The 21,857-nt window shown below is 48.6% G+C and carries 16 protein-coding genes and 2 tRNA genes; 5 read left to right on the top strand and 13 right to left on the bottom strand.

Annotation, left to right across the window (positions count from 1 at the left end):
- Positions 1 to 26: 26 nt before the first annotated feature.
- The 10 genes from purF to AC06L3_RS00405 form a co-directional block, all read right to left on the bottom strand.
- The gene (gene purF, locus AC06L3_RS00450; protein ID WP_475668656.1) at positions 27 to 1,379 is read right to left on the bottom strand and encodes an amidophosphoribosyltransferase; all 1,353 of its coding nucleotides are present in this window, start codon (positions 1,377 to 1,379) and stop codon (positions 27 to 29) included.
- Between the two features lie 64 nt (positions 1,380 to 1,443).
- Entirely contained in the window at positions 1,444 to 2,163 is a 720-nt protein-coding gene (locus AC06L3_RS00445; protein ID WP_475668655.1) for a phosphoribosylaminoimidazolesuccinocarboxamide synthase, read from the bottom strand.
- A gap of 3 nt (positions 2,164 to 2,166) precedes the next feature.
- The gene (locus tag AC06L3_RS00440; RefSeq protein ID WP_475668654.1) at positions 2,167 to 5,913 is read right to left on the bottom strand and encodes a phosphoribosylformylglycinamidine synthase; all 3,747 of its coding nucleotides are present in this window, start codon (positions 5,911 to 5,913) and stop codon (positions 2,167 to 2,169) included.
- Position 5,914: 1 nt separating this feature from the next.
- Positions 5,915 to 6,382 (bottom strand): 5-(carboxyamino)imidazole ribonucleotide mutase, encoded by a 468-nt coding sequence (gene purE / locus AC06L3_RS00435; RefSeq protein ID WP_475668653.1) that lies wholly within the window; start codon positions 6,380 to 6,382, stop codon positions 5,915 to 5,917.
- Between the two features lie 7 nt (positions 6,383 to 6,389).
- Positions 6,390 to 7,076 (bottom strand): phosphoribosylaminoimidazolesuccinocarboxamide synthase, encoded by a 687-nt coding sequence (locus AC06L3_RS00430; RefSeq protein ID WP_321625131.1) that lies wholly within the window; start codon positions 7,074 to 7,076, stop codon positions 6,390 to 6,392.
- 116 nt (positions 7,077 to 7,192) lie between these two features.
- Positions 7,193 to 9,418 (bottom strand): glutamine synthetase III family protein, encoded by a 2,226-nt coding sequence (locus AC06L3_RS00425; protein ID WP_475668652.1) that lies wholly within the window; start codon positions 9,416 to 9,418, stop codon positions 7,193 to 7,195.
- A complete protein-coding gene (locus AC06L3_RS00420) occupies positions 9,405 to 10,214 on the bottom strand; it encodes an acyl-[acyl-carrier-protein] thioesterase (RefSeq protein ID WP_475668651.1) in 810 nt (269 codons plus the stop codon). Before AC06L3_RS00420 ends, AC06L3_RS00425 begins: the two co-directional genes overlap by 14 nt.
- A 3-nt stretch (positions 10,215 to 10,217) precedes the next feature.
- Positions 10,218 to 10,694 (bottom strand): 2-C-methyl-D-erythritol 2,4-cyclodiphosphate synthase, encoded by a 477-nt coding sequence (ispF, locus tag AC06L3_RS00415; protein WP_475668650.1) that lies wholly within the window; start codon positions 10,692 to 10,694, stop codon positions 10,218 to 10,220.
- A 6-nt stretch (positions 10,695 to 10,700) separates the two neighbouring features.
- Positions 10,701 to 11,930 carry an exo-beta-N-acetylmuramidase NamZ family protein gene (locus AC06L3_RS00410; protein ID WP_475668649.1) on the bottom strand — a complete coding sequence of 410 codons (1,230 nt, stop codon included), beginning with the start codon at positions 11,928 to 11,930 and terminating at the stop codon, positions 10,701 to 10,703.
- A gap of 23 nt (positions 11,931 to 11,953) precedes the next feature.
- Positions 11,954 to 13,387 carry a 3-deoxy-D-manno-octulosonic acid transferase gene (locus AC06L3_RS00405; RefSeq protein ID WP_475668648.1) on the bottom strand — a complete coding sequence of 478 codons (1,434 nt, stop codon included), beginning with the start codon at positions 13,385 to 13,387 and terminating at the stop codon, positions 11,954 to 11,956.
- A 103-nt stretch (positions 13,388 to 13,490) separates the two neighbouring features.
- On the opposite strand from AC06L3_RS00405, the gene AC06L3_RS00400 reads away from it, so the two are divergent.
- From AC06L3_RS00400 to AC06L3_RS00385, 4 genes are all read left to right on the top strand, one after another.
- Positions 13,491 to 14,243, top strand: a complete 753-nt coding sequence (locus AC06L3_RS00400; protein WP_475668647.1) for an MlaE family ABC transporter permease — start codon at positions 13,491 to 13,493, stop codon at positions 14,241 to 14,243.
- 2 nt (positions 14,244 to 14,245) lie between these two features.
- Positions 14,246 to 14,998 (top strand): ABC transporter ATP-binding protein, encoded by a 753-nt coding sequence (locus AC06L3_RS00395; protein ID WP_475668646.1) that lies wholly within the window; start codon positions 14,246 to 14,248, stop codon positions 14,996 to 14,998.
- A 68-nt stretch (positions 14,999 to 15,066) separates the two neighbouring features.
- Positions 15,067 to 15,140, top strand: a tRNA-Gln gene (locus AC06L3_RS00390).
- 53 nt (positions 15,141 to 15,193) lie between these two features.
- Positions 15,194 to 15,267, top strand: a tRNA-Met gene (locus AC06L3_RS00385).
- 87 nt (positions 15,268 to 15,354) lie between these two features.
- On the opposite strand, the gene AC06L3_RS00380 is transcribed toward AC06L3_RS00385, so the two are convergent.
- Positions 15,355 to 16,410 carry an acyltransferase family protein gene (locus AC06L3_RS00380; protein WP_475668664.1) on the bottom strand — a complete coding sequence of 352 codons (1,056 nt, stop codon included), beginning with the start codon at positions 16,408 to 16,410 and terminating at the stop codon, positions 15,355 to 15,357.
- Between the two features lie 94 nt (positions 16,411 to 16,504).
- Between AC06L3_RS00380 and AC06L3_RS00375 the strand changes: the two genes are divergently transcribed.
- Positions 16,505 to 17,464, top strand: coding sequence for a Gfo/Idh/MocA family protein (locus AC06L3_RS00375; RefSeq protein ID WP_475668645.1), 960 nt, complete (start codon positions 16,505 to 16,507; stop codon positions 17,462 to 17,464).
- On the opposite strand, the gene AC06L3_RS00370 is transcribed toward AC06L3_RS00375, so the two are convergent.
- The gene (locus AC06L3_RS00370; protein ID WP_475668644.1) at positions 17,434 to 18,807 is read right to left on the bottom strand and encodes a type 1 glutamine amidotransferase family protein; all 1,374 of its coding nucleotides are present in this window, start codon (positions 18,805 to 18,807) and stop codon (positions 17,434 to 17,436) included. The genes AC06L3_RS00375 and AC06L3_RS00370 overlap by 31 nt on opposite strands.
- A gap of 38 nt (positions 18,808 to 18,845) precedes the next feature.
- Positions 18,846 to 20,369 carry a histidine-type phosphatase gene (locus AC06L3_RS00365; protein ID WP_475668643.1) on the bottom strand — a complete coding sequence of 508 codons (1,524 nt, stop codon included), beginning with the start codon at positions 20,367 to 20,369 and terminating at the stop codon, positions 18,846 to 18,848.
- Positions 20,370 to 21,857: the final 1,488 nt, after the last annotated feature.

Raw genomic sequence — 21,857 nt, 5'->3', positions numbered from 1 at the left:
TTATTTTTTATTTTTCCTGAAACATATTATTCCTCGTCATCCGTGTAAAGGGCGGTAGGGTATTCGCCCGTGAAGCACGCCTGGCAAGGGTCGGCACAGCCGAAGCACGATTCGCGTGTGCTCTCCGGGCTGAGGAAACCAAGTGAATCGGCACCGATTGCCTTGCAGGCTTCCTCCAGTGTTCTGTGAGAGCACAGAAGTTCCTCAGGTGTTGAAGTGTCAACGCCATAGAAACAAGGATATTTCATCATAGGGCTCGCAATCCTCACGTGTACCTCCTTGGCACCAGCTTCCTTGAGCAGCTTGACAATCTTCAGGGAAGTTGTTCCACGAACTATTGAATCATCAATGAGTGCAACCCTCATTCCTTTCACAACGCTTGTTACAGGGCAAAGTTTCATCTTCACGCCCATCTCGCGCATTTCCTGAACCGGCTGGATGAATGTCCTGCCAACATATTTGTGTTTGATGAGACCCATCTCATACGGAATACCGCTTTCCTCGCTGTAGCCCATGGCCGCACTCAAACTGCTTTCTGGAACACCAACAACAATATCTGCATCACAAGGTGCCTCCCTGTACAGCCTGCGTCCTGCCTCCTTGCGGTAGCTGTGCACGTTGCAACCATCTATATCACTGTCGGGACGTGCGAAATATATGTATTCCATTGCGCACATCCTGTGCTTCTTGAAACGGCTGTACTGCCTTGTTCGCAGGCCCTTGCCATCTATTGTGATGATTTCGCCAGGCTCAACGTCCCTTATGAACTCCGCTCCTATTATCTCGAATGCGCAGGACTCGCTGCTTACAACATATCCGTTTCCAAGACGGCCCAGTGCCAGAGGTTTGATTCCGTATTTGTCTCGGCAGGCGTAAAGTCTGTTCTTGGTCATTACGATGAAAGCGAAACCGCCTTCCATCATGTTCAGGGCAGACTGAATGTTTCCTATTCGGTCCTCGTCACGTTCCTTCTTTATAAGATGTGCCAGAATCTCACTGTCGGTGAGTGTATGGAAAATATCTCCTCTCTTCTCAAGATAGTCTGCTATCTGTGCCGAATTCACAAGGTTTCCATCGTTCACTATGGCAAAATCGCCGGCTCTGTGATGGAAGAACTGAGGGCCAACATTGTCAAGTCCGCCTTTTGAAACATTTGCATATCTGACTGAGCCAACGCCTATTGTTCCTGTAAGAGGGGCAATGTTGCCAGGATTGAACACTTCGTTCACAAGTCCAAGCCCACGATATCTGTGCGATACTCCGTCTTCTGAAAAAGTGACTATTCCGGCACCTTCCTGGCCTCTGTGCTGCATATTGTGCAATCCGTAAAAAACCACCGTTGAAGCGCCCTGCACTCCATAAACACCAATTACACCCATTGTATTCTTACTGCTTTAGTTTCACAATGATAAATTAAATCCGTCCGCGCTGCATCTTTATCTTTTATTTCTCAAGAATCTCAGCAAGACGGTCATATACTTCGTGATAGGAAGCAACAACATCACTCAAATCCTTGAGGAACCTTGTCTTGTCAAGGATTTTCCCTGTGGCCTCGTCCCAAAGACGGCAGGTGTCGGGGCTGATTTCGTCAGATATTATTATTTCACCATTGTCCGTTGCCCTTCCGAACTCAAGCTTTACGTCAACCAGTTCGATTCCTACCCTATGAAAAGCTTCAGAAAGAATCCTGTTTGTCTTCTCTGCCGTCTGATATATGAAATCCAGTTCCTCCTTGTTCACCAGACCCAGGAGCACGGCATGTTGGCCTGTGATAAGAGGATCGGCAAATTCATCGTTATTGTAATGAAGGTCAAAAAGCGGCTCCTGCGGAACCGTTCCTTCAGGAACACCTATGCGGCTTACAAGAGTGCCTGACACCTTGTTGCGTACGGTGAGCGCCAGCGGAATAATCTCAATCTTCCTGCAAAGCATATCACTGCCACAAGCCTCAATGAAATGAGTCCTTATCCCATTGCTCTCAAGAAGTTTGAAAAGCATTGCGGAAATCCTGCAGTTCACTTCACCCTTGCCCCTGAATATGGCCTTCTTGATATTGTTGTAACCAAGCGTCACATCCTTGAAGTGGATGATGATTCTGTTGTCATTGTCGGTAGCGAAAACCTTCTTTTCCTTGCCGTTGAAAACTATATCTCTCTTTTCCATAGCCTATTTCTTTCTGAAGTACCTTACCGCATTGTCAAAGAGCGGCTGATACAGATTGCCGGAAATATTCTTGAAGTTGCCTTCCTCGTAACGCTCCGTATGGCCCATCTTGCCAAGTATGTGACCGTCAGGACTGAGTATGCCTTCGATATCGTAATATGAACCGTTTGGATTCTCAACATAGCGGAAAGCCACCTGTCCTGCCTCAAAGAGCTTGCGTGCCATATCCTCGTTAACCACGAACTTGCCCTCGCCGTGGCTGATTGCAATGGTGTGCTCCTGTCCGAGTTCAAGACCTGCGAGCCAAGGAGAGTTCACGCTTGCAACCTTGGTTGTGGTCATCTGGCTGATATGGCGGTTGATGTCGTTGCGGAAAAGTGTAGGTGAATCCTCGCTCACGCAACCAAGTTTGCCGTATGGAAGCAGACCGCTCTTCACAAGAGCCTGGAAGCCGTTGCAGATTCCTATGATAAGACCATCGCGGTGGAGGAAATTCTCTATAGCCTTGCCAACCTTCTCGTTGTTTATGACTGCGGCAATGAATTTTCCGCTTCCATCGGGCTCGTCACCGGATGAGAAGCCTCCGCAGAATGCAAGTATGTGGCTCTTCTCTATCTGCTGTGCCAGCTCGTCAATTGAATCGAGCACGTCCTGCCCGGTGAGATTCCTGAAAATGAAGGTGTTCACCTGGGCGCCGGCCTTGCGCAGAGCCTTTGCGGTATCGTAGTCGCAGTTGCTGCCAGGGAAGACAGGCAGGCAGACTACAGGATGCTCAACCGCATCAAAACGGTATTTCAAATTCTCCGCAGCAGCGGCAGAAGCCTCAACCTTCAAATCCTCAAGCTTTCCCTTGAATTTTGCTTCCACTGCCGATGGGTAAACATTCTCATATCTGCTGAGATTGCAGCTGTACAGAGCATCTAGTTCCATTGGAACATCGTTGATTTCAAGAACCGCCTCAGGAATTGTGCGGCCGAGAAGTACTGCATTCTCATATCCAAGCGGTGAAACGCTCTCTACTATGAGCGAACCGTACTCCATATTGAATAGCTCGCTTTCAGGAGCATATACTCTTGCTCCGATGCCGTTGCCGAAAGCCATCTTTGCCAGTCCTTCAGCCACACCGCCGAAACTTACAGACCATGCTGAAACTATGTTCTTCTGGAGAATCTGGCTGCGTGTGAAATCCCAGTTGCATTTGAGCATATCGGTATCAGGCATATAGTTGGCCAATGCCTTATGACGGATAACGTAAATGTAATTGCCTGCCTTCTTGAATTCAGGACTTATTATGTTACCTACCTTCTCGCTGGTGATTCCAAATGCTATGAGTGTAGGAGGAACGTTCAGATCCTCGAAAGTGCCACTCATCGAGTCCTTGCCGCCTATTGAAGGAAGACCGAACTCCAGCTGCATCTTGAGTGCTCCGAGCAGTGCGCTCAGAGGTTTGCCCCAGCTGTGACTGTCTGCAGTCATTCTCTCGAAGTACTCCTGATATGAGAAACGCATTCCGCTCCAGTCCGCTCCGGTACTTACCACCTTGGCGCAAGCCTCAACCACTGCGTATGCAGCTCCGTGATAAGGGCTCCATTTTGAAATCTGAGGATTGTAGCCGAAGGCCATCACGCTTGCGGTGTTGGTGAAACCGTTCACCGGAAGTTTCTGGACCGATGCCTGGGCCTCGGTGCTCTGTTTTGCTCCGCCGTACGGCATCACAACGGTTGAACGGCCGATTGTTGAATCGAACATTTCAACAAGACCCTTCTGTGAAGCCACATTAGGCTCGGCAAGGAGATTGCGCATCTTTTCATCTATGCCGGCTCCATCAACTTTCTTTGCAAAAGGATTCACGTTTTCAACGGCCTGGATTGCAGCCTTTGAATAGTGCTTTGCACCGGCGCTGTCTATGAATTCCCTGCTCAGGTCACAAACCAACTTCTCTCCATTGAAGATTCTCATGCGGCCTGTGGAAGTGACGTCGGCCACGTATGTTACCTCAACGTTATCCGCATTGCAATATGACTCGAATTTCTCCCTGTCCTTTGCCTCAACAACAACGGCCATCCTCTCCTGCGACTCGCTTATGGCAAGTTCAGTGGAGTTGAGTCCCGAATATTTTACAGGAACCTTGTCAAGCCTGATGTCAAGACCATCGGCAAGTTCGCCTATTGCAACACTTACTCCACCGGCTCCGAAGTCATTGGATTTCTTTATAAGACGGGTGACCTCGCTTCTTCTGAAAAGTCTCTGCAGCTGCCTTTCAACAGGCGCATTGCCCTTCTGCACCTCACTGCCGCAAGTCTCGAGCGAGCTCTCGGTATGTTCCTTTGAAGCGCCCGTTGCACCTCCTATGCCATCACGTCCGGTTCTTCCGCCGAGCAGCAGGATAACGTCGCCCGGCGCAGGACTTTCACGTCTCACATTCTCAGCCTTGACCGCAGCAACAACAGCTCCAACCTCCATTCTCTTTGCAACGTATCCACTGTCAAATATCTCGCGCACGCAGCTTGTTGCAAGACCTATCTGGTTACCATAGCTTGAATATCCACCGGCAGCCTTCTGGCTGATGATTCTCTGAGGGAGCTTTCCGGCGAGTGTCTTGTCAATGCTCATTGTTATGTCACCTGCACCTGTGACGCGCATTGCCTGATAAACGTATGCCCTGCCTGAAAGAGGGTCCCTGATTGCACCGCCCAGACAGGTTGAAGCGCCTCCGAAAGGCTCTATCTCAGTAGGGTGGTTATGTGTCTCGTTCTTGAACTGAAGCAGCCACTTCTCATCCTGACCGTCAACGTCAACATTTATGAAAATGCTGCACGCGTTGTTCTCCTCGCTGCGTTCCATATTGTCCAGCTTGCCTGTTGAACTCAGATAACGTGCACCTATTGTTGCCAGTTCCATGAGGCAGAGGCTCTTCTTCCCGCGGCCAAGTTCCTCTCTGATATCGTGGAACCTTCCCAGTATGCTCTCTATCTCGTTCTTTATGAAAGAATCATCGATTGTTATCTCAGTGAGATTTGTGGTGAAAGTGGTGTGGCGGCAATGGTCGCTCCAATATGTGTCAAGTATTCTCAGTTCAGTCTCAAGCGGATCCCTTCCTTCCTTTCTGAAATAATTGACCACTTCTCCGAGATCATCGGCATTCATTGCCAGGCCATGGCTCTTGCAGAAAGCCTGATACCCGGCAGGCTCCATTTTTATGAAACCGCTCAGATCCTCCATAGCTTTGACCTCAGCCTTCTCTGCCAGGGAAAGAATGTCAAGATTCTTTATCCTGCATTCCACCGGATTTATGAAGTAATGCCTGATTGCTGCCAGCTGCTCCTCGCTTACGCTGTCATCGAAAACAAGAAGTCTCGAGCTCTTGATTTCAACGTCCGCTGCAGGATCAATCAGATGCACGCAGTCCACAGCGGATGACGCTCTCTGGTCGAACTGACCCGGAATGAATTCCACGGCAATGTATTTTTTCATTGCAGGAGCGGTGTCAAACACATTGTCGGTGACTTTCTCTCCGAACACTGAATAGCGGCATTTCTCCACCAGCTCATCCGTGAAACCGAAAAGGTCATACACATTGAGCAGCCTCAGACTGTTCAGCTTCATTGAAAGATTCTCATTGAACTGGGCAAGCAGGCTCTCCGCCTCAACGCGGAAGCCTTCCTTCTTCTCAACAAATATTCTGCATCCTTTCATCTCGTATGTATTAAAAACCGTACCCGTCTGGGCGGCAGGCGGGTACACTTTCATTTCATATTGTTGTATTCAGTACTTTTTCACTCTGTTTTCTGCGGAATTCCTCCAGCTGTTCCCTCAGACCCGGATTTCCAAGCGCCAGAATTGTAACGGCCATCAGAGCCGCGTTCTTTGCGCCGTCTATTGCCATTGTGGCTACCGGTATTCCGGACGGCATCTGCACTATTGACAGGAGCGAGTCCAATCCGTTCAATGCCTTGGATTTCACAGGGATTCCAAGTACCGGCAGGGTTGTGAGCGCCGCAATCACTCCCGGCAAGTGCGCCGCTCCGCCTGCTCCGGCTATTATTATGTCTATTCCGTTCTCCCTGGCGGCTTTCACATAATCCGCCAGAGGCCCGGGATTTCTGTGTGCGCTGAGCACTTTCTTCTCGTAAGGAATTCCGAATTCCTCAAGAGTGGTGCACGCCTGACTCATTACATCCCAGTCACTGGCGCTGCCCATTATTACGGCTACCTTCATAATGAAACTATTTGGCTTCAAAGAAGAGTTTTGAAAGTGTCATAGGCTCAATGTACTTGCCATCCTTGTAAACGCGCATGTTGCCTGAAGCAATCTCGTCTATGAGCATTACATTGCCTTCCTTGTCATAACCGAACTCGAACTTGATATCGTAAAGGACAAGACCCTTCTCCTTGAGGTCATCGGCAACAATCTGAGTGATCTTCTGGGTCATGAGCTTGATGTCCTCGTACTGCTTGTCACTCATTACTCCAAGAGCAACAAGAGCATCCTTTGTTACAAGCGGATCACCCTTTGCATCGTTCTTGAAAGTGGTTTCAACGTATGCAGGAAGATCCGAGCCCTCCTTGATATACTCACCGTACCTGCGATAGAAACTTCCAACAGCCTTATGTCTGCAGATAACTTCAAGACCCTGGCCGAAAACCTTTGCAGGAAGCACCTCCATTGTGGTGTCCGCAAGATTTGCGCTAACGTAATGAGTCTTGATACCGGCAGCGTTAACCTTCTCAAAGAAATAGATTGACATACGCAGGTTCACATCGCCCACGCCCTCTATCTTAAGGCCTACTGAATTCTCGCCCGGATCGAAAACGCCGTCTTTTCCTGTACAATCATCCTTGAATTTAAGCAGATAGTTCCCGTTCTCAAGAGCGAAAACATCCTTGGTTTTTCCTGTGTAAACAAGTTTCATAAAGCAAAGTATTTAACAATTTTCACATTAACGAAAAGTGCTTTGGAAAATTCGTTTTCCAAAGCACAAAATTACTCACAATCCACCACATTTCAAATAGCAAAACAACGCCTGGTTTAGTTTATGAACAACAATTCCCTGTATTTTGGAACTGGCCAGAGCTTGTCGTCAACTATTACCTCAAGGCTGTCTATGCTGTTTCTTATTATGTCCATCAGTGGCAGGACTGTATCGTGGTAGGCAATTGCGCGCTCACGCATTTGAGGAATTGCATTGGCATTCTTCCTGGCCAGCTCCATATTGTGGACTTCCTTGCGTACAATGGATATGTGGCGGCTCAATTCCTCCACAAGTTTCATTTCCTCATCAACAAAGGAGTGCTGCAGTGAAAGGGAGCTGCCCTTGTAAATCAGATCAACCAGACGGCCCTTGTACTCAAGAGCGGCAGGCACAATGTGATTCTGCGCCATATCACACATTACGCGTGACTCTATCTGGAGTTTCTTCACGTAAATCTCCCACTTGATTTCGTTTCGTGCCAGAAGTTCGCTCTCCTTCATTATGCCCATTGAAGAGAACATATCCAAACTGGACTGGCTGAGGTAAGCATCAAAGACTTTAGGAGCATTCACCTCGCAGTCAAGACCACGGGCTGCGGCTTCCTTGAGCCATTCAGCACTGTAGCCGTTACCATCAAAGCGTACAGGCTTGGAATATGTAATGAGTTCACGCAGCTCTGAGATTACTGCAGAGCGGATAATGGCCTTTTTATCGGAACTATCGCCGGTGGATGAAGAAATCCTGGAATCTACTTTTTCCTTGAAGAGCTGAAGCTGCTGGGCAACCGCACCGTTGAGGGCTATCATTGCGCCTGCGCAGTTCGCCTCGGATCCCAGCGCACGGAACTCGAATCTGTTTCCATTGAATGCAAAAGGTGATGTTCTGTTCCTGTCGGTGTTGTCTATGAGGAGTTCAGGTATCTGCGGGAGGTTCAAGGACTTGCCTTTCTTGCCTTTTATGCTCAGAGCCTCCTGGGTGTTGGCTGCCTCAAGGGCGTCGAGCACCTCGGTGAGCTGCCTGCCTATGAATGACGAAATGATTGAAGGAGGAGCCTCGTGCCCGCCGAGCCTGTATGCGTTGCTGGCGCTCATGATTGAGGCCTTGAGCAGGCCGTTGTGCCTGTAAACGGCTGCCAGAGTGTTCACTACAAAGGTTATGAATATCAGATTGTCCTCCTCGTTCTTTCCTGGAGCCATGAGGTTCTTTGGCGTACGGCCCGTCTGCTCGTTGTCCCAGCCTGTGATCTGGAGGGAGAAATTGCAGTGCTTGCCACTTCCGTTAATGCCGGCAAAAGGTTTCTCGTGGAGGAGGCAGTGGAGTCTGTGCTTGTGGGCCACCTTTTTCATGAGGGTCATGAGCAGCATGTTGTGGTCGCAGGCAAGATTGGTTTCCTCAAAGATAGGAGCAAACTCGAACTGGTTAGGAGCCACCTCGTTATGACAGGTCTTGATAGGAATGCCCAGTTTGAGTGCCTCTATTTCAACATCCTTCATGAAGGCTGCCGCACGCGCGGGAATGGCTCCCAGATAATGGTCTTCCAGCTGCTGGTCCTTTGCGCTGCTGTGGCCTATCACGGTTCTGCCGGTAAGCATGAGGTCCTGTCTTGAATTGAAAAGGTCCTCGTCGAGAAGGAAGTATTCCTGTTCCCAGCCAAGGAAAGAACTTACCCTGTTCACGTGCGGATCAAACAGACGGCATACATCCACACTGGCCTTGTCAACCGCCTGGAGTGAACGGAGCAGAGGGGCCTTGTAATCAAGAGCCTCTCCTGTGAAGGCTATGAATATTGTTGGAATACAAAGAGTATCGTCCATTACAAAGGCAGGGGATGTAGGGTCCCAGGCGCTGTACCCGCGGGCCTCGAAGGTTGCCCTTATGCCTCCGTTGGGAAAGCTCGATGCATCAGGCTCCTGCTGGGCGAGCAGCTTTCCGCTGAAACGCTCTATAAGATTGCACTCATCATCGAACTCAATGAAGGAATCGTGCTTCTCGGCGGTAGTATCGGTAAGAGGATGGAACCAGTGTGTGTAATGGGTTGCACCCTGCTCAACCGCCCATTTCTTCATACCTTCAGCCACATCGTCGGCAATGCTGCGGTCAAGCTTGGCGCCCTGCTCCATTACAGCCAGCATCTGCCTGTAAACCTCAGGACTCAGATATTTGCGCATCGTGTCCTTGGTGAACACTTTCTGTGCGAAATAATCGCTTGGTCTGGCTTCTGGAATTTCAGACTCGACCGGCGCTTTGGAGTAAGCGGATTTAATAAGATCAAATCGTAACATTCCTCAAATGGTTTTCAATCATTTCCTGTTTAAGTTTCGGTTCCCATACGGTTGTTATGGTGCACACCTGCTCACCGCCCGTATTGGAGATTATCTGTACGAAACAGTCTTCGCCTTCCGGCAGCTCTTCAGAAAGAGCCTTGTATGTCCTGCAGGAGAGAGCATCGCCTGTAAAGGTCTCGCGCTCATATTTTATTGTTATTCTCTTGACCTGCTTTACTTTGTATATTTCCTGAGGCACGCAGTTGAACGCCGCGGCGGTATATACCCTGTTATTGACATGCAGGTTCTGGTCAACATCACGGCCTCCTGTCTTATGTTCGTTCTCCCAGAGAAGTTCCCCTATCCGAGGCATCTTGAGCCTTGAATGATGCGCGCTGTGCACATTGGTTTCAACTTCCATAGCTCCTTTCTCAAGTATTCTCTTGCAGTCCATAGGCTGTCGCGAAACCGTATCTATCACGCTCCAGGAGCTTGTACCGGTTGCGAACACGCTCCCCTGAGCGTTTTTCATTTCAGCGTCAAAGAACAGCCTGTATGGAGTGACTTTTCCCAGACTCACACTCACCTCAACCTCCTCGAACCAGTAAGGCCTCTTGCCTTTCTCTATATGCAGGTCAAAATTCGATATTATCCACAGCAGTCCAAGTTTGTCAATATCAAAACCCGCCACATTGTGCTCATAGAGGCAGCAGGCAACGGCATCCTGAAAATAAAGCAGCATGCCATCCGGGGTGAGAAGATATCTGTAATCTATCTCATGCGCCGTAACGTGATATTTCCTTGTAAAAGCCATATATTATTTCTCAAGAAGGACACTGGCCATCACCGCAATCCCCTCTTCCCGGCCGCAGAAGCCCAGATGTTCGGTTGTGGTAGCCTTTACCGAAACACAGTCAGTTTCAACTTCAAGCAAGGAGGCAAGACACTCCCGCATGGACGGAATGTAAGGAGCCATCTTAGGTTTCTGCGCAGCAATAGTGCAGTCCGCATTCACCACTCTCCATCCACTCTCCTTTATCATTTCCATACACTGCGATAGCAATATCTTGCTGTCTATCCCCTTGTAGGCGTTGTCTGTATCAGGGAAATGCTTGCCTATGTCCCCCAGGGCAAGCGCTCCCAGAAGGGCATCGCAGAGAGCGTGTATGAGCACATCACCATCGGAGTGCGCTACACAACCTTTTGTATGCTCCAGCTTCACTCCTCCCAGGAACAAAGGCAGTCCGGGAGCAAGCTGATGCACATCAAAACCGTTTCCTATCCTCAGTGCCATAAGCCGCTATTTATACAATAGATAAGGTTTGCGCTGCAGTTTGAATTTCTCAACGTCATCGGCCCAGCGTGCCTTGATCTCAGCTGCACTTGCGCCTTTCTTTATCATTGCGCGAACCCATTCCTGGCCGGTTTCATAATCGAACATGCGGCGGAAGAAATGATCGTCGAGATTCAGGTTGGTATATGCATCAACTACATATTCAAGATTCACTCCGCCCTTGATTATCTCATCAATTGAAGGCTCAGTGCGCAGGTCAACTCCCCAGCACTCCTTGTTGAGCTGTGGCGGGAACTTTGCGCCAGGAATGCTGCGCGGTGTGAATGAGAAGCTGTATCCCTTCATGTTGGGATGTCCGTAAACCTGGAAAGGCTTTGATGTTCCACGGCCAAGGCTTACAGGAGTTCCCTCGAAATAGCAGGTTGAAGGATAGAGATATATGGATCTCATGTCAGGAAGGTTAGGTGATGGTTTGATTGGCAGCCTGTAAAGTTTGTCGTGAGTGTAGTTCAGGCATTTCACAACCTTGAGATTGCATTTGAGCTTGTCCCTGAGCCACCCTTCGCCGTTTGCCATCATTGCCAGTTCACCGAGTGTCATTCCGTGAGCAATAGGAATAGGAAGCGCGCCCACTCCGCTCTTGAGATTCATGTCAAGAATAGGGCCGTCAACCATGAAACCTATAGGGTTAGGTCTGTCAAGAACTATGAACTCCTTGCCAAATTCAGCGCAGGTTGCCATCATCTTGACCATTGTAACGTAATATGTGTAGAAACGCACGCCCACATCCTGCAAATCAAAGATGAGCACGTCAAACATATCCATTGTTTCCTTTGAAGGGCCCTTGCCGCTGCCCTCATACAAGGACTTGATAGGCACGCCTGTCTTTGGGTCAATCGAGCTCTTTACGGTCTCGCCGGCATCGGCATCACCGCGGAAACCATGCTCCGGGCTCATTATGCAGGCAACCTTCACCTTGAGCGCCAGCAATGTATCCAGAATATGGTTCTTCTCATTCACCATTCCTGTCTGATTGCTCAGAATACACACCTTGCGGCCTTTCACCATGGAATAATACTTCATTACCTGGGCGGCGCCGGTAACTATATCGCTTGCATATGGAACATTCTCCTCCCCCGGGAATGTTTCAATCTCAACCCCTGCCGCAGCCTTGTTTGCGCCCAATGCCAGCATCATTGCAGTGGCCATAAGGCATAGTGTGTAAAAGCGTTTCATAATATTGCAGTTTTAATGATTTTCTACAGCATTGCTATTATTTTCTCAGTGGCTCCGAGGTTCTCCTTCACGTATTTCTGGAGAAGGGCTCCGGCTACAACGGCATTGTTGGCGCTGAGATAGTGGAGGATGGTCCTGCACAGGTCTTCAGGCTTGAGCACTGGAACGGCGCCTCCTATTGCAATTGCATCGTGCGCTTCCTGGAATTTCCTGTATGTTGGTCCGAAGCATACAGGAGCGCCGTAAGTTGCGGATTCCAGTATGTTATGAATTCCGGAAGGTATGAAGCCGCCTCCTACGAATGAGAAATCGGCATATTTGTAAATTGATGAAAGATAGCCTATTGCATCAACTATGAGCACGTTTGCATTACGTATTTCCTCATCTGAAAGAGAATCCAGCTGCGAGAATTTTATCACGCCCCACTGGCTGCAGCGTTTCTCCATTGCCTCAATCCTGCCGGCAGGCATTTCGTGAGGAGCAATAATGACCTTGATTCTCCTTTCCGGAAGGACCGCCTTGTTTGAAGCCATTCCATCGCTGTACTCAATGCTCCATTTCTGAACTTTCCTTGCCTTGTCAAGCAGCGCTGCGCTCTTCTGCACAGCTGGAAGAGGCCCGTATGACTTGCCTGAAGGGGAAGTGAATGAACCATCGCCGGTGGAATATTGTGAAAGCACCCGGGAAACCTGCTTGCCGCAGCACATCTCCATTGCAGGGAAAAGGAGGACTTCGTCTGAAGGCCAGGAACTTCCTGCTATCATTATGGTTGCCTCCTGAACGAACTTGTCTATCTGCGGGAAGTCCTTTGGATGGGAGGTGACTGTGGCCACGCGGTCAAAGCGGGTGTCACCGCCTAGAATGAGCCTGTCCTTGAGGCCTATTGAAGAAAGGAGCTCGAAGGATTCCCTATTCTGTACAAAGATGTGGGTGAAGCAGTGGAGCATCTCCCTGAAGAATCCACCCCAAGGCTTGAAGAAACTCTGTCCCGGACGGAAGATTGCGCTTATCAGGTAAGACTCCGTGCCATTGTTGCGCAGGCATTTGAGGTAATTGTACCAGAACTCGTATTTCACAAAGACCGCCCTCCTTGGATTCACTATGCGGATGAACTCCTTGGCATTGCACTTTGTATCCACCGGGAGATAGTAAACCCAGTCTGCGTATGAGTAATCCTTCCTGAGTTCATAGCCGCTTGGGGAGAAGAAAGTAAGAAGGATTTTCCAGTCCTTGCGGGCCGTTCGGTACCATTCTATTATTGGACGTGCCTGTTCGAATTCGCCCACGGAAGAGCAGTGGAACCATATTATAGGTTTGTCTGTCTTAACTTCATCCTCGATTTTCCTGAGAAGCCCTACCCTTCCCTCATAGAATTTTCCGGCCTTTGATTCGTGGTTGAACATCCAGGTCACTTGTGCGGCGAACAGGTACAGTTTTATGCCAAGATTATACAACATGATTGTACATAAAATAAAGTTTCAAAATTACATAATCTGCATCGCATTATGAAATTTAGTTTTATGAACTAAATTTCTTACCTTGCGTAAAATTTGGCGGCCTATGTCGGTGAACATTTCCAACATACTTGAATCGGTGGGAGAATACTGGCTTCTCATGAAAAAAGCTTTCAGGAAGCCGGAGAAATGGTCCATTTTCTTCAAGCAGTTCATTGAGGAGGCGGACAAGCTCATCATTGGCTCGATTCCAATAATTGCAATCATTTCTCTTTTCATAGGTGCGGTTGTTGTGATTCAGACAGACAAGAACATGGACAATCCGCTCATAGATAAGATGTACATTGGCTTCATGGCCCGCGAAACCCTTGTCCTTGAATTCTGCTCAACCATGGTTGCACTGATTCTTGCAGGCAAAATGGGCTCGAACATAGCCTCGGAGCTTGGCAGCATGAGAATAACCGAACAGATTGATGCAATGGAGATAATGGGCGTGAACTCCGCAGGCTATCTGATTCTGCCAAAGCTTGTGAGCGCCACCCTGCTCAGTCCGCTGCTCATGCTCATGAGTTTCATCATGGGTCTGCTTGGAGGTGCATTGGTGGTGCAGGTTATGGGTATGATATCCCTGAGCCAGTATGTTCAGGGCCTGCAATTCTCATTCAAGCCCCATTACATCACATACAGTATGACCAAGATGGCTGTCTTCTGCTTCATTATAACCTCAGTCTGCTCCTATTTCGGATATTATGCAAAAGGAGGTTCTCTGGGCGTTGGACGCAGCAGTACACGCGCCATTGTAATCAGCAGCGCACTCATTCTGATATTCAACTATCTGCTTACCAACATTTTACTTTAGGAATGATAAAGGTCAACAATATATGCAAATCCTTTGACGGGCGCACGGTTCTGGACAATATTTCAATAAGTTACAACCCAGGGCAGTGTTCCTTGATCATTGGAGCCAGCGGAAGCGGCAAAACGGTGCTTCTGAAGAACCTTGTAGGCCTCATGCAACCCGATTCCGGAGAAATATGGTATGGCTCGGACCTTTTTACAGCGATGGACGAGAATCAGAAGAAATCCGTTCGCACCAACATTGGAATGCTTTTCCAGGGCAGTGCGCTGTTTGACTTTGCCAGCGTTGAGGAGAACGTGATGTTCCCTATGGATTTCTTCACCAACTGGAGCCGCGAACAGAAACTCGAGAGAGCCAATTTCTGCCTCAAGAGAGTAAATCTTGAGAACGCCAACAAAAAGATGCCGTCGGAGTTGAGCGGTGGAATGCAGAAAAGAGTGGGCATTGCACGCGCAATAGCCCTCAACCCCAAATACCTTTTCTGTGACGAACCTAACTCCGGTCTCGATCCTACAACCTCAATTGTAATTGACCGTCTGATTCATGAAATAACTCAGGAATACAACATTACAACCGTAATCAACACCCACGACATGAACTCCGTAATGGAAATCGGAGACAAGATAGGTTTCATTTACAAGGGGCGCCTGCTTTGGGAAGGCTGCAACAGCGATATACTTGACTCGGAGTGCAAGGAGCTGAACGATTTCGTATTCGCATCAAAAATGGCCCGCCGCCTCAAAGGACTGGAATAAAAGGCAAAAAAAGTATAAAAATTATTTGCATTGGTACAAAAAGTTTATACCTTTGCAGTCCCAAACAGTGAGATATGGTGTAATGGTAGCACTCCAGATTCTGGCTCTGTCGGTGAGGGTTCGAGTCCTTCTATCTCAACCAAGTATCTGCAAACCCAAAAATTTGCAGATTTATTTTTAAGTTCTTTACACAATGGCGCGGTAGCTCAGCTGGTTAGAGCGCATGATTCATAATCATGAGGTCCCCAGTTCAATCCTGGGCCGCGCTACGAACTGAAAATGAGGCACTTACGCAAGTAGGTGCCTCATTCATTTTCTGGGGTCGGGAAGCTCTAGGGAAGTTGAACTCCGTAAAATCATCGCCCTCCGCACAAAACACTGAAAGTCTTTGGAAGATATCTGCGTAATAGAATTCCTGCGAGCGTACAGATAAGCAAATCTGCGACGAAAAGAGCCAGTGCGAAAAATATCATTCCAAGTGTACCGGTTACATCAATGAAGCGTATCAGCAGCAGGCCGATAACGTATATTATCATATAGCCGTGCGAACAATACAAAAACATTGAATGGGGTGCCATATTCCGGACAAACGCATCTGCATTTCTGTGGGAAATGAGAATCCCCGAAAGCTTCAGCAGAAGGAAAAACGTTGGCAGATGGGCGGGAAAATGTGTTGTAATACCGCAGTACAGGCCTTCGGAATGGACATGGAAAACTGCGGCTATGCAGCCTGCTATCACCAGTGGCCAGGGAATCCATTTGTCGGCGAGGCTGAAGAAATCCCATTTCCTGATTGCGCATAGTCCTCCGAGCGAGTAAAAGAAAAGAGCATGAGGCGCTGTCAGAGGAGATATGACAAAAACAAGAGCAAGCAGGCAAAGAGTCATATATATCCACGGAATCTTGTGCAAAAGCCAGTTGATCAGCGGCGATAGTATTGATAATATGAACAGGTCACGGATAAACCAGAACTGATACAGCAAAGGGACCCCTATGGACCCGGAAAGCATTCCGGAATAGTCTCCGAATATTCCTTTAAGCCAATCAAGAGGGTTGCTGCTTTCAAGAAAAGCGAACTGAAGGATCCTCCCTGTCCACTTCATAAGGGCAAGATACTCGAGGCAGGCAACTGCTGTCCAGATGAGCATAGGCAACATCAACCCCTCAAGTTTCTTCAATACGGTATCCTTGTAATTGCGAGGCTTTGCAAACTGCAAGTAGCCGGATATGATAAAAAAGACGGGCACAATTCCTATTCCCAGTCCATAGACAACAATCATATACACCCACCCGAATGCGGGCTTAAAACAGAAGTCGGCTAAAGAGGCTTGAAAACAGGGCCATTGTACCGCGTGTTGCATCAAAACAAGCACGATACATAACCATCGGAGTGATGTTATCCGTTCGGACATCTGATTACTTATCATAGTTGCAAAATTAATAAAAATCGGAAAGTTCCAGGGAAGTTGAACTGGGTCATGTGCAAATTAATCACTAAATTTGAGCATGAAACTTCTGATCATAGGTGGCGGCGCAATTGCCGATTCGGTACATATCCCATCGGCCCTGAAACTTCTTGGCAGGGAGAACGTATATCTGGCCGAGCCGCTTCCGGAACGGGCCGCCCGAATGGCTGAAAAACATTCCCTGCTGCACGTGGTGAAGGATTACCATCGCTGTGTAAAAGAGGTGGATGCCTGCGTGATAGCCACCCCTCCGCACCTTCACAATGCCATATTAAAGGACTGCATTGAGGCTGGCAAGCATGTTCTGTGTGAAAAGCCGCTTTCACCATCGATGGTGGAAACAAGGACAATACTGGATGAAGCAAAGGGCGGACTGGTGCTGGGAATGTGCCACAGCTGCAGGTTCTACCCAAGCAGAAAGGAAGTCAGGGAGCTTGTCAGGAACGGCTTCTTCGGCCCGGACCCGGAGATTTCCATTGTTCACGGATCCGCTGTCAAGTGGCCTTCGGTCACCGGATACAACTACAATAAGGAACTGGTCCCGGGTGGCGTGCTCTTTGATATGGGAATACATCCGCTCGATTTCGTGTACTGGTGTCTTGGGAAGCCCGAAAAGCTTGAATACGAGGATGATGCCACCGATGGACTTGAGGACAACGCCTTTGTATCAATGCATTACCGCACATCAACAGCACGGATAAGGATAAGCCGCAGCGAGCAGCTTTCCAACAATATCACAGTCAGTGGGAACGGACACGTTGCCGCCATAGGCTCCTACGATACAGACAGATACACCCTTGACGGAGTGCTCCATACCTCCTCCTGCAGCACTTTCAATCTCTCACACAGCGATGGCAATGAAACAGGTCTGGCCCAGCTTTCGAACTTCCTGAATGCCATTGAGGGGAAAGAACCTATTGCCTGCCCCATAGAGGAAGGCCTTGATGTGATTGGAATTGTGGAGGAATGCTATTCGCTGCACCGGACTTCAATTGTGTAAGGCACTCCGTTGAGCACATCAACACGGCCTGTGTATTGAGTTCCATTCGGAGATTTCACAGTGTCAACCGTTGTGTCACAGAACACTGAAATGTACATTGTACCAGCCTTTGGAGCAACAATACTGTACGTCTTGTTCATTCCCAGAGCCATGTTCTGATATTTTGCATTCTCGCGGAAGGCAAAATCACCCGGATTCGCGAAAATGAACATGTCATAATTGTCATTCCCCTTCACTCCCCTCAACGATATTGTAAGCGTATCAGTGCCCTGAGGAACCTCAACGGTGAAATGATGATACTGCTTGTCACCTATCTTGGTGAATTCAGGCATCCTGTCATGCGTGCTTCTGTCCATCCTGCGGGCCTGTCCCGGAACAAGCGCGGCCTTTACCCTGGCAGGACCGTTCCCGTCCATTGCGTAGAGTTCCATTGATGTCATCAGCTGCAGACGGTCACCGGAAATCATATCCTCCGGATGCGAGCCGATTACAACCAGACGACCTGAATTTGCATTTGCCTTGTAAGCCCAGCAGGCAACCCTGCCGTTATTGTGCATCTTTCTGCCGTTCAATGAATCCAGCACTCTGTATCTGGCCAGCACTTCGGTTCCTTCAGGCATAGGATAGCTTTCATCGTCATTCATATAGCAGCCTGCATTATGACGGACGCTGTCAACCTGCATGTCATCACCGAACTGATAGTATTTCAGCAGAGGACTCCCCTGCTCTATTGTTATCTCCGTGAAGCTCCGGTGCATGCCCGTATGTGTGACGTGTCCCGGCCAGATATGGAAATAATACTCATAGTCAGGATATTTGTCATAGCCCTGAGCGCATATCAGAGAGCCTGCGCAGGTGCCTGCATAAGAGCCTCCTGCAGCATAGAAATCCCTGATTCTCTGACGGCCCTCCTCGCCAAGGGAAGCGCCGTGGCCTCTTGAATTGCCGCCATGCACGAAGAACAGACGGAAACGAGGTGAACCATCGGGGTACAGAAGGACTCCGTTCTCATCAATGGCAGAGCCCACTATCATCTCAGTCTGCCTTATGGTATCCACCTGCGACAGTTCATCACCATCCACAGTCCTGAAGTACTCGAAACTCTTGCCGGCCAGACGCGCCGCAGGATGGTCATTGCGCACATTCAGCCCTATCCCGGAATCAAAGAATACATCCTTGTAATATCCTTTGTCATTGTTTTTCACCGGCGATGGTTCCACAACTTCCTTTTCCTGCCTTGCCTTCTTTCTTGGTTCCGCAGGATCTGCAGCATTTGCCGCCGCACCGGACACCGCCACAAGCGCGAGCGAGATGATCATTGAATGAATGAGGTTTGTTTTCATATCTGAATAATTTGTATTTCGTTATAATAAGACGGCTATCAGAACATTGCTATGCGCTGTATGAAATAGTTCTTGAGTTTTTGCCATTCGTAGTAGCAGCCGGTGCTTGGAGCAAGGGAAGGTATGAGAACCTCCTTCTCGTTCTTGAGAATCTTCACAAGCACATCCGGCTGATTTTTGCACGTACGCAGGCCACTTGCGTTCCGTGCACCTTTTGCAGGACTGGCAGCTTGATCCGAACAGTTCACACTTGAAGCGAGCTCTGTACCGGATGCTTGCCTTATGTAAAATATCAGCTGTACGTTGCCGGCCGTGCAGACATTCGTGAAATCAATTACACGGTCAAGCGCTCCTATGGCCGGGCCCTGATAGTCCGCACCCTCGACTCCCATAAGTGCAAGGAGGGGGTATAGGTAAGTATCGTGACTGAAGCGAAGATTCGCGGCCACTGGATTTCCTGCAATGGCACTGTCGGCCTCATCAATGATTGTCCTGAGAATGCCTGCCCCATAATAATGCATTCTTGTATGGTCACTCCCTGAGCAGGCGCAGGAATGCGCATACCAGATGAGCGTTTCAACGGTCCAGAGATAGTAAAGTTCCTCGGCCGTGAAGTATTTCTCAAAATTCGGGACCAGGGTATCTCCTATGCATTCATAATGCCTCCCCGAAAACTGTATCCTTATGAATATTGAATCATCAATTGAATCTGCCAGACTTGATTTTGACAATAAAGTTCCATGGCTGAGGGCTGTATCCCTGCCATTACTGGCCATTAACGAATCGTTGTTATTGGAAACGAACAGCAACGAACGCAGTCGCCTGGTGTCAAAGCCCTTCATAAGCTGGGCTGTGGATTCGCTTGTATCTGGGAATCTTTCATTTCTGCGCACTTCCTTTGACATTGGATAACCGCTGGTTGCCAGCACGGCCGCTGGATATTCCAGGGTATCTCTGGCCGTATAGCTGCTCACTTCCAGATCCGGAGCGTTCAGGGCAAGCTGTGCCAGGAAATTCTCCTTGCTTGCTATGGTCCTGCCGGAAGTTGTTGAAACAGCTATTATTCGTTTCCTTTCGGGATTGGAAAAAACCTGGGGATAGTGGCTGTACATTCTGCGGCTGATATTCCTGTGCTCCCAGGCGCCTTTCTGTGTAAGTTGCCCATACTTGCCCTCGGAGTATTCTTTCAACGCAATGAGGTCTGACAGCAATTGTTCCCCCGTTTCACTCAGAATCATTTTTCTGCTTTCCGCTGCTACTGCGGAAGTGCTTGAAGAACCAGCAGAACTCTTACGTGAATCAGCATTATCTACTCTGGAGGAATACTTCATCAATTCATCAATAACCGCAAAATCCTCCCTGCTGCCGGCAAAACGGCTGCCGTGCCTGCCGAAATGACTGATATAGAACGGTTCATAACCATCGGGAGTGGAAGAAAACAATGTATCAAGCGGCTCATAGGCATGCAGGCATCCTCCTGAGCGGGAAGGCTTTTCAAGAATCAAGGCTCTGGCGCTGATTGCCCGTTCTGAAGTTGAGGAATCTTCCGGTACTGTGCTCATAGCATCTGTTCCAGACTGAAATGACACAGAAGTGGAACACGATGTGCATGATGATGCCGCAGTTGAACGACTTGTACGTGATTGTGCCACAGGTGAATAAATAGCCTGTGATGAAAGTTCAACTGAAACTGCTGAACGCTCATTGGGAATTGAAACAAGTTCATAATGACCTGATATTGAAATCAGGCAGCATAGCAGGCAATTGAAAATGTGCAGACAAGAAAACATAATATTCACCATTCCATAACAAAGCTAATCACATTTCCCTTCATTTCAAAAAGCCGGACAAGCAGTTATTGAAACATCCGCGTCAACTGTATCCTCAACATAACCAATACTCGTAAATCTGACACGTTCCGTACAGGAAATGAGCAAATTCTGTACCGAGCAAGCGAAATCGGACGTTCCGTACAGGAAAAGGGTGCAATCCTGTACGAGACGAGAAAAATCGGACGTTTCGGACAGGAAAAGGGCGAATCCTGTACGAGACGAGAAAAATCGGACGTTTCGGACAGGAAAAGGGCAAATCCTGTACGGAATGGAGAGGCGGATTGGCAAAGCAATGTGGCAGAGTCATTGTGGCACCGCCGCTGGCCTTATACCCAAGCCAGCGGCTACAGCAGGAAGCGCTGCATGGAGCTTTGAATGGCTCCATTTGCGCTTCCGCTGTTGCCGGACCTTTTCGTTCCCAACGAAAACCGGTCTCGTTTTGAGGAAAATGTGGCCAAACGTGCTTCAAATCCCACAAACAGGAGCATTTCGTCAAAAAAAGTAACCAAATGCTATTAAAGAGAAGACAAAGTGATCGCAAACCCTCATAACATAAGGGGTTTGCGTTCAGGTAGAAGAAAAACATATTTGATTATCAGTTAGTTACAAAATATAGTGATCTCAAACCCCCGCAGTTTGAGGGGTTTGAGGTCACTTGTAACTAAAGACACGGCCAACCAACCATATTTTCGGCAAAAAGCCTGACCGAAGAAAGGCCTCATCAGCGGCCTGGCGGAGCGTGCGAACCTGCGGAATGCGAAAACTTGCTCAAAGAGTGCGAATAGTTGCGAAAAGCAGCAGGTTCGGTATAGCCCGTGAGCGGTGCAATACTGATACCGCATCAGCAGTATAGCGATGCCCGCGGATTTGGGCGAAAGCAAATAAGTGGCGCAAAGGCCCAAATCCGGTATAGGGCAAGGAGCGAAAATAAACCAAAGTGACATGTGACCTGTTTGGAATGCGAAAACTTGCGAAAAACAAGCGAAGAGTTACGAAGAGCAGTAAGTTCGGTATAGCCCGGGAGCGGGAATAAACACAACTGCCACAATCAAGCGAGTTATAAGAATCGGAGAACGGGCGCATTGTGAGCAAAGACACAACCAAACGAGCAAAGTTGAAACGGCAAACAGGGGGCGCAAGTGGCAGGTGACCGGCTTGCAAAAAAATTTTGCTCAGGAAAGGCAAAATTTTCTTTGCAGGGCGCGTTACCTGCAATCA

The sequence above is a fragment of the Candidatus Egerieousia sp. genome (genome assembly GCF_056211015.1).
The sequence above is the reverse complement of the archived record's forward strand: the minus strand, read 5'-3'. Positions and strand labels throughout refer to the sequence as shown.

What these genes read in the sequence shown, in the direction of transcription:
- purF (WP_475668656.1), bottom strand. Translation starts at nt 1,379, where the DNA reads ATGGGTGTAATTGGTGTTTATGGAGTGCAGGGCGCTTCAACGGTGGTT.
- AC06L3_RS00445 (WP_475668655.1), bottom strand. Translation starts at nt 2,163, where the DNA reads ATGGAAAAGAGAGATATAGTTTTCAACGGCAAGGAAAAGAAGGTTTTC.
- AC06L3_RS00440 (WP_475668654.1), bottom strand. Translation starts at nt 5,913, where the DNA reads ATGAAAGTGTACCCGCCTGCCGCCCAGACGGGTACGGTTTTTAATACA.
- purE (WP_475668653.1), bottom strand. Translation starts at nt 6,382, where the DNA reads ATGAAGGTAGCCGTAATAATGGGCAGCGCCAGTGACTGGGATGTAATG.
- AC06L3_RS00430 (WP_321625131.1), bottom strand. Translation starts at nt 7,076, where the DNA reads ATGAAACTTGTTTACACAGGAAAAACCAAGGATGTTTTCGCTCTTGAG.
- AC06L3_RS00425 (WP_475668652.1), bottom strand. Translation starts at nt 9,418, where the DNA reads ATGTTACGATTTGATCTTATTAAATCCGCTTACTCCAAAGCGCCGGTC.
- AC06L3_RS00420 (WP_475668651.1), bottom strand. Translation starts at nt 10,214, where the DNA reads ATGGCTTTTACAAGGAAATATCACGTTACGGCGCATGAGATAGATTAC.
- ispF (WP_475668650.1), bottom strand. Translation starts at nt 10,694, where the DNA reads ATGGCACTGAGGATAGGAAACGGTTTTGATGTGCATCAGCTTGCTCCC.
- AC06L3_RS00410 (WP_475668649.1), bottom strand. Translation starts at nt 11,930, where the DNA reads ATGAAACGCTTTTACACACTATGCCTTATGGCCACTGCAATGATGCTG.
- AC06L3_RS00405 (WP_475668648.1), bottom strand. Translation starts at nt 13,387, where the DNA reads ATGTTGTATAATCTTGGCATAAAACTGTACCTGTTCGCCGCACAAGTG.
- AC06L3_RS00400 (WP_475668647.1), top strand. Translation starts at nt 13,491, where the DNA reads ATGTCGGTGAACATTTCCAACATACTTGAATCGGTGGGAGAATACTGG.
- AC06L3_RS00395 (WP_475668646.1), top strand. Translation starts at nt 14,246, where the DNA reads ATGATAAAGGTCAACAATATATGCAAATCCTTTGACGGGCGCACGGTT.
- AC06L3_RS00380 (WP_475668664.1), bottom strand. Translation starts at nt 16,410, where the DNA reads ATGTCCGAACGGATAACATCACTCCGATGGTTATGTATCGTGCTTGTT.
- AC06L3_RS00375 (WP_475668645.1), top strand. Translation starts at nt 16,505, where the DNA reads ATGAAACTTCTGATCATAGGTGGCGGCGCAATTGCCGATTCGGTACAT.
- AC06L3_RS00370 (WP_475668644.1), bottom strand. Translation starts at nt 18,807, where the DNA reads ATGAAAACAAACCTCATTCATTCAATGATCATCTCGCTCGCGCTTGTG.
- AC06L3_RS00365 (WP_475668643.1), bottom strand. Translation starts at nt 20,369, where the DNA reads ATGAGCACAGTACCGGAAGATTCCTCAACTTCAGAACGGGCAATCAGC.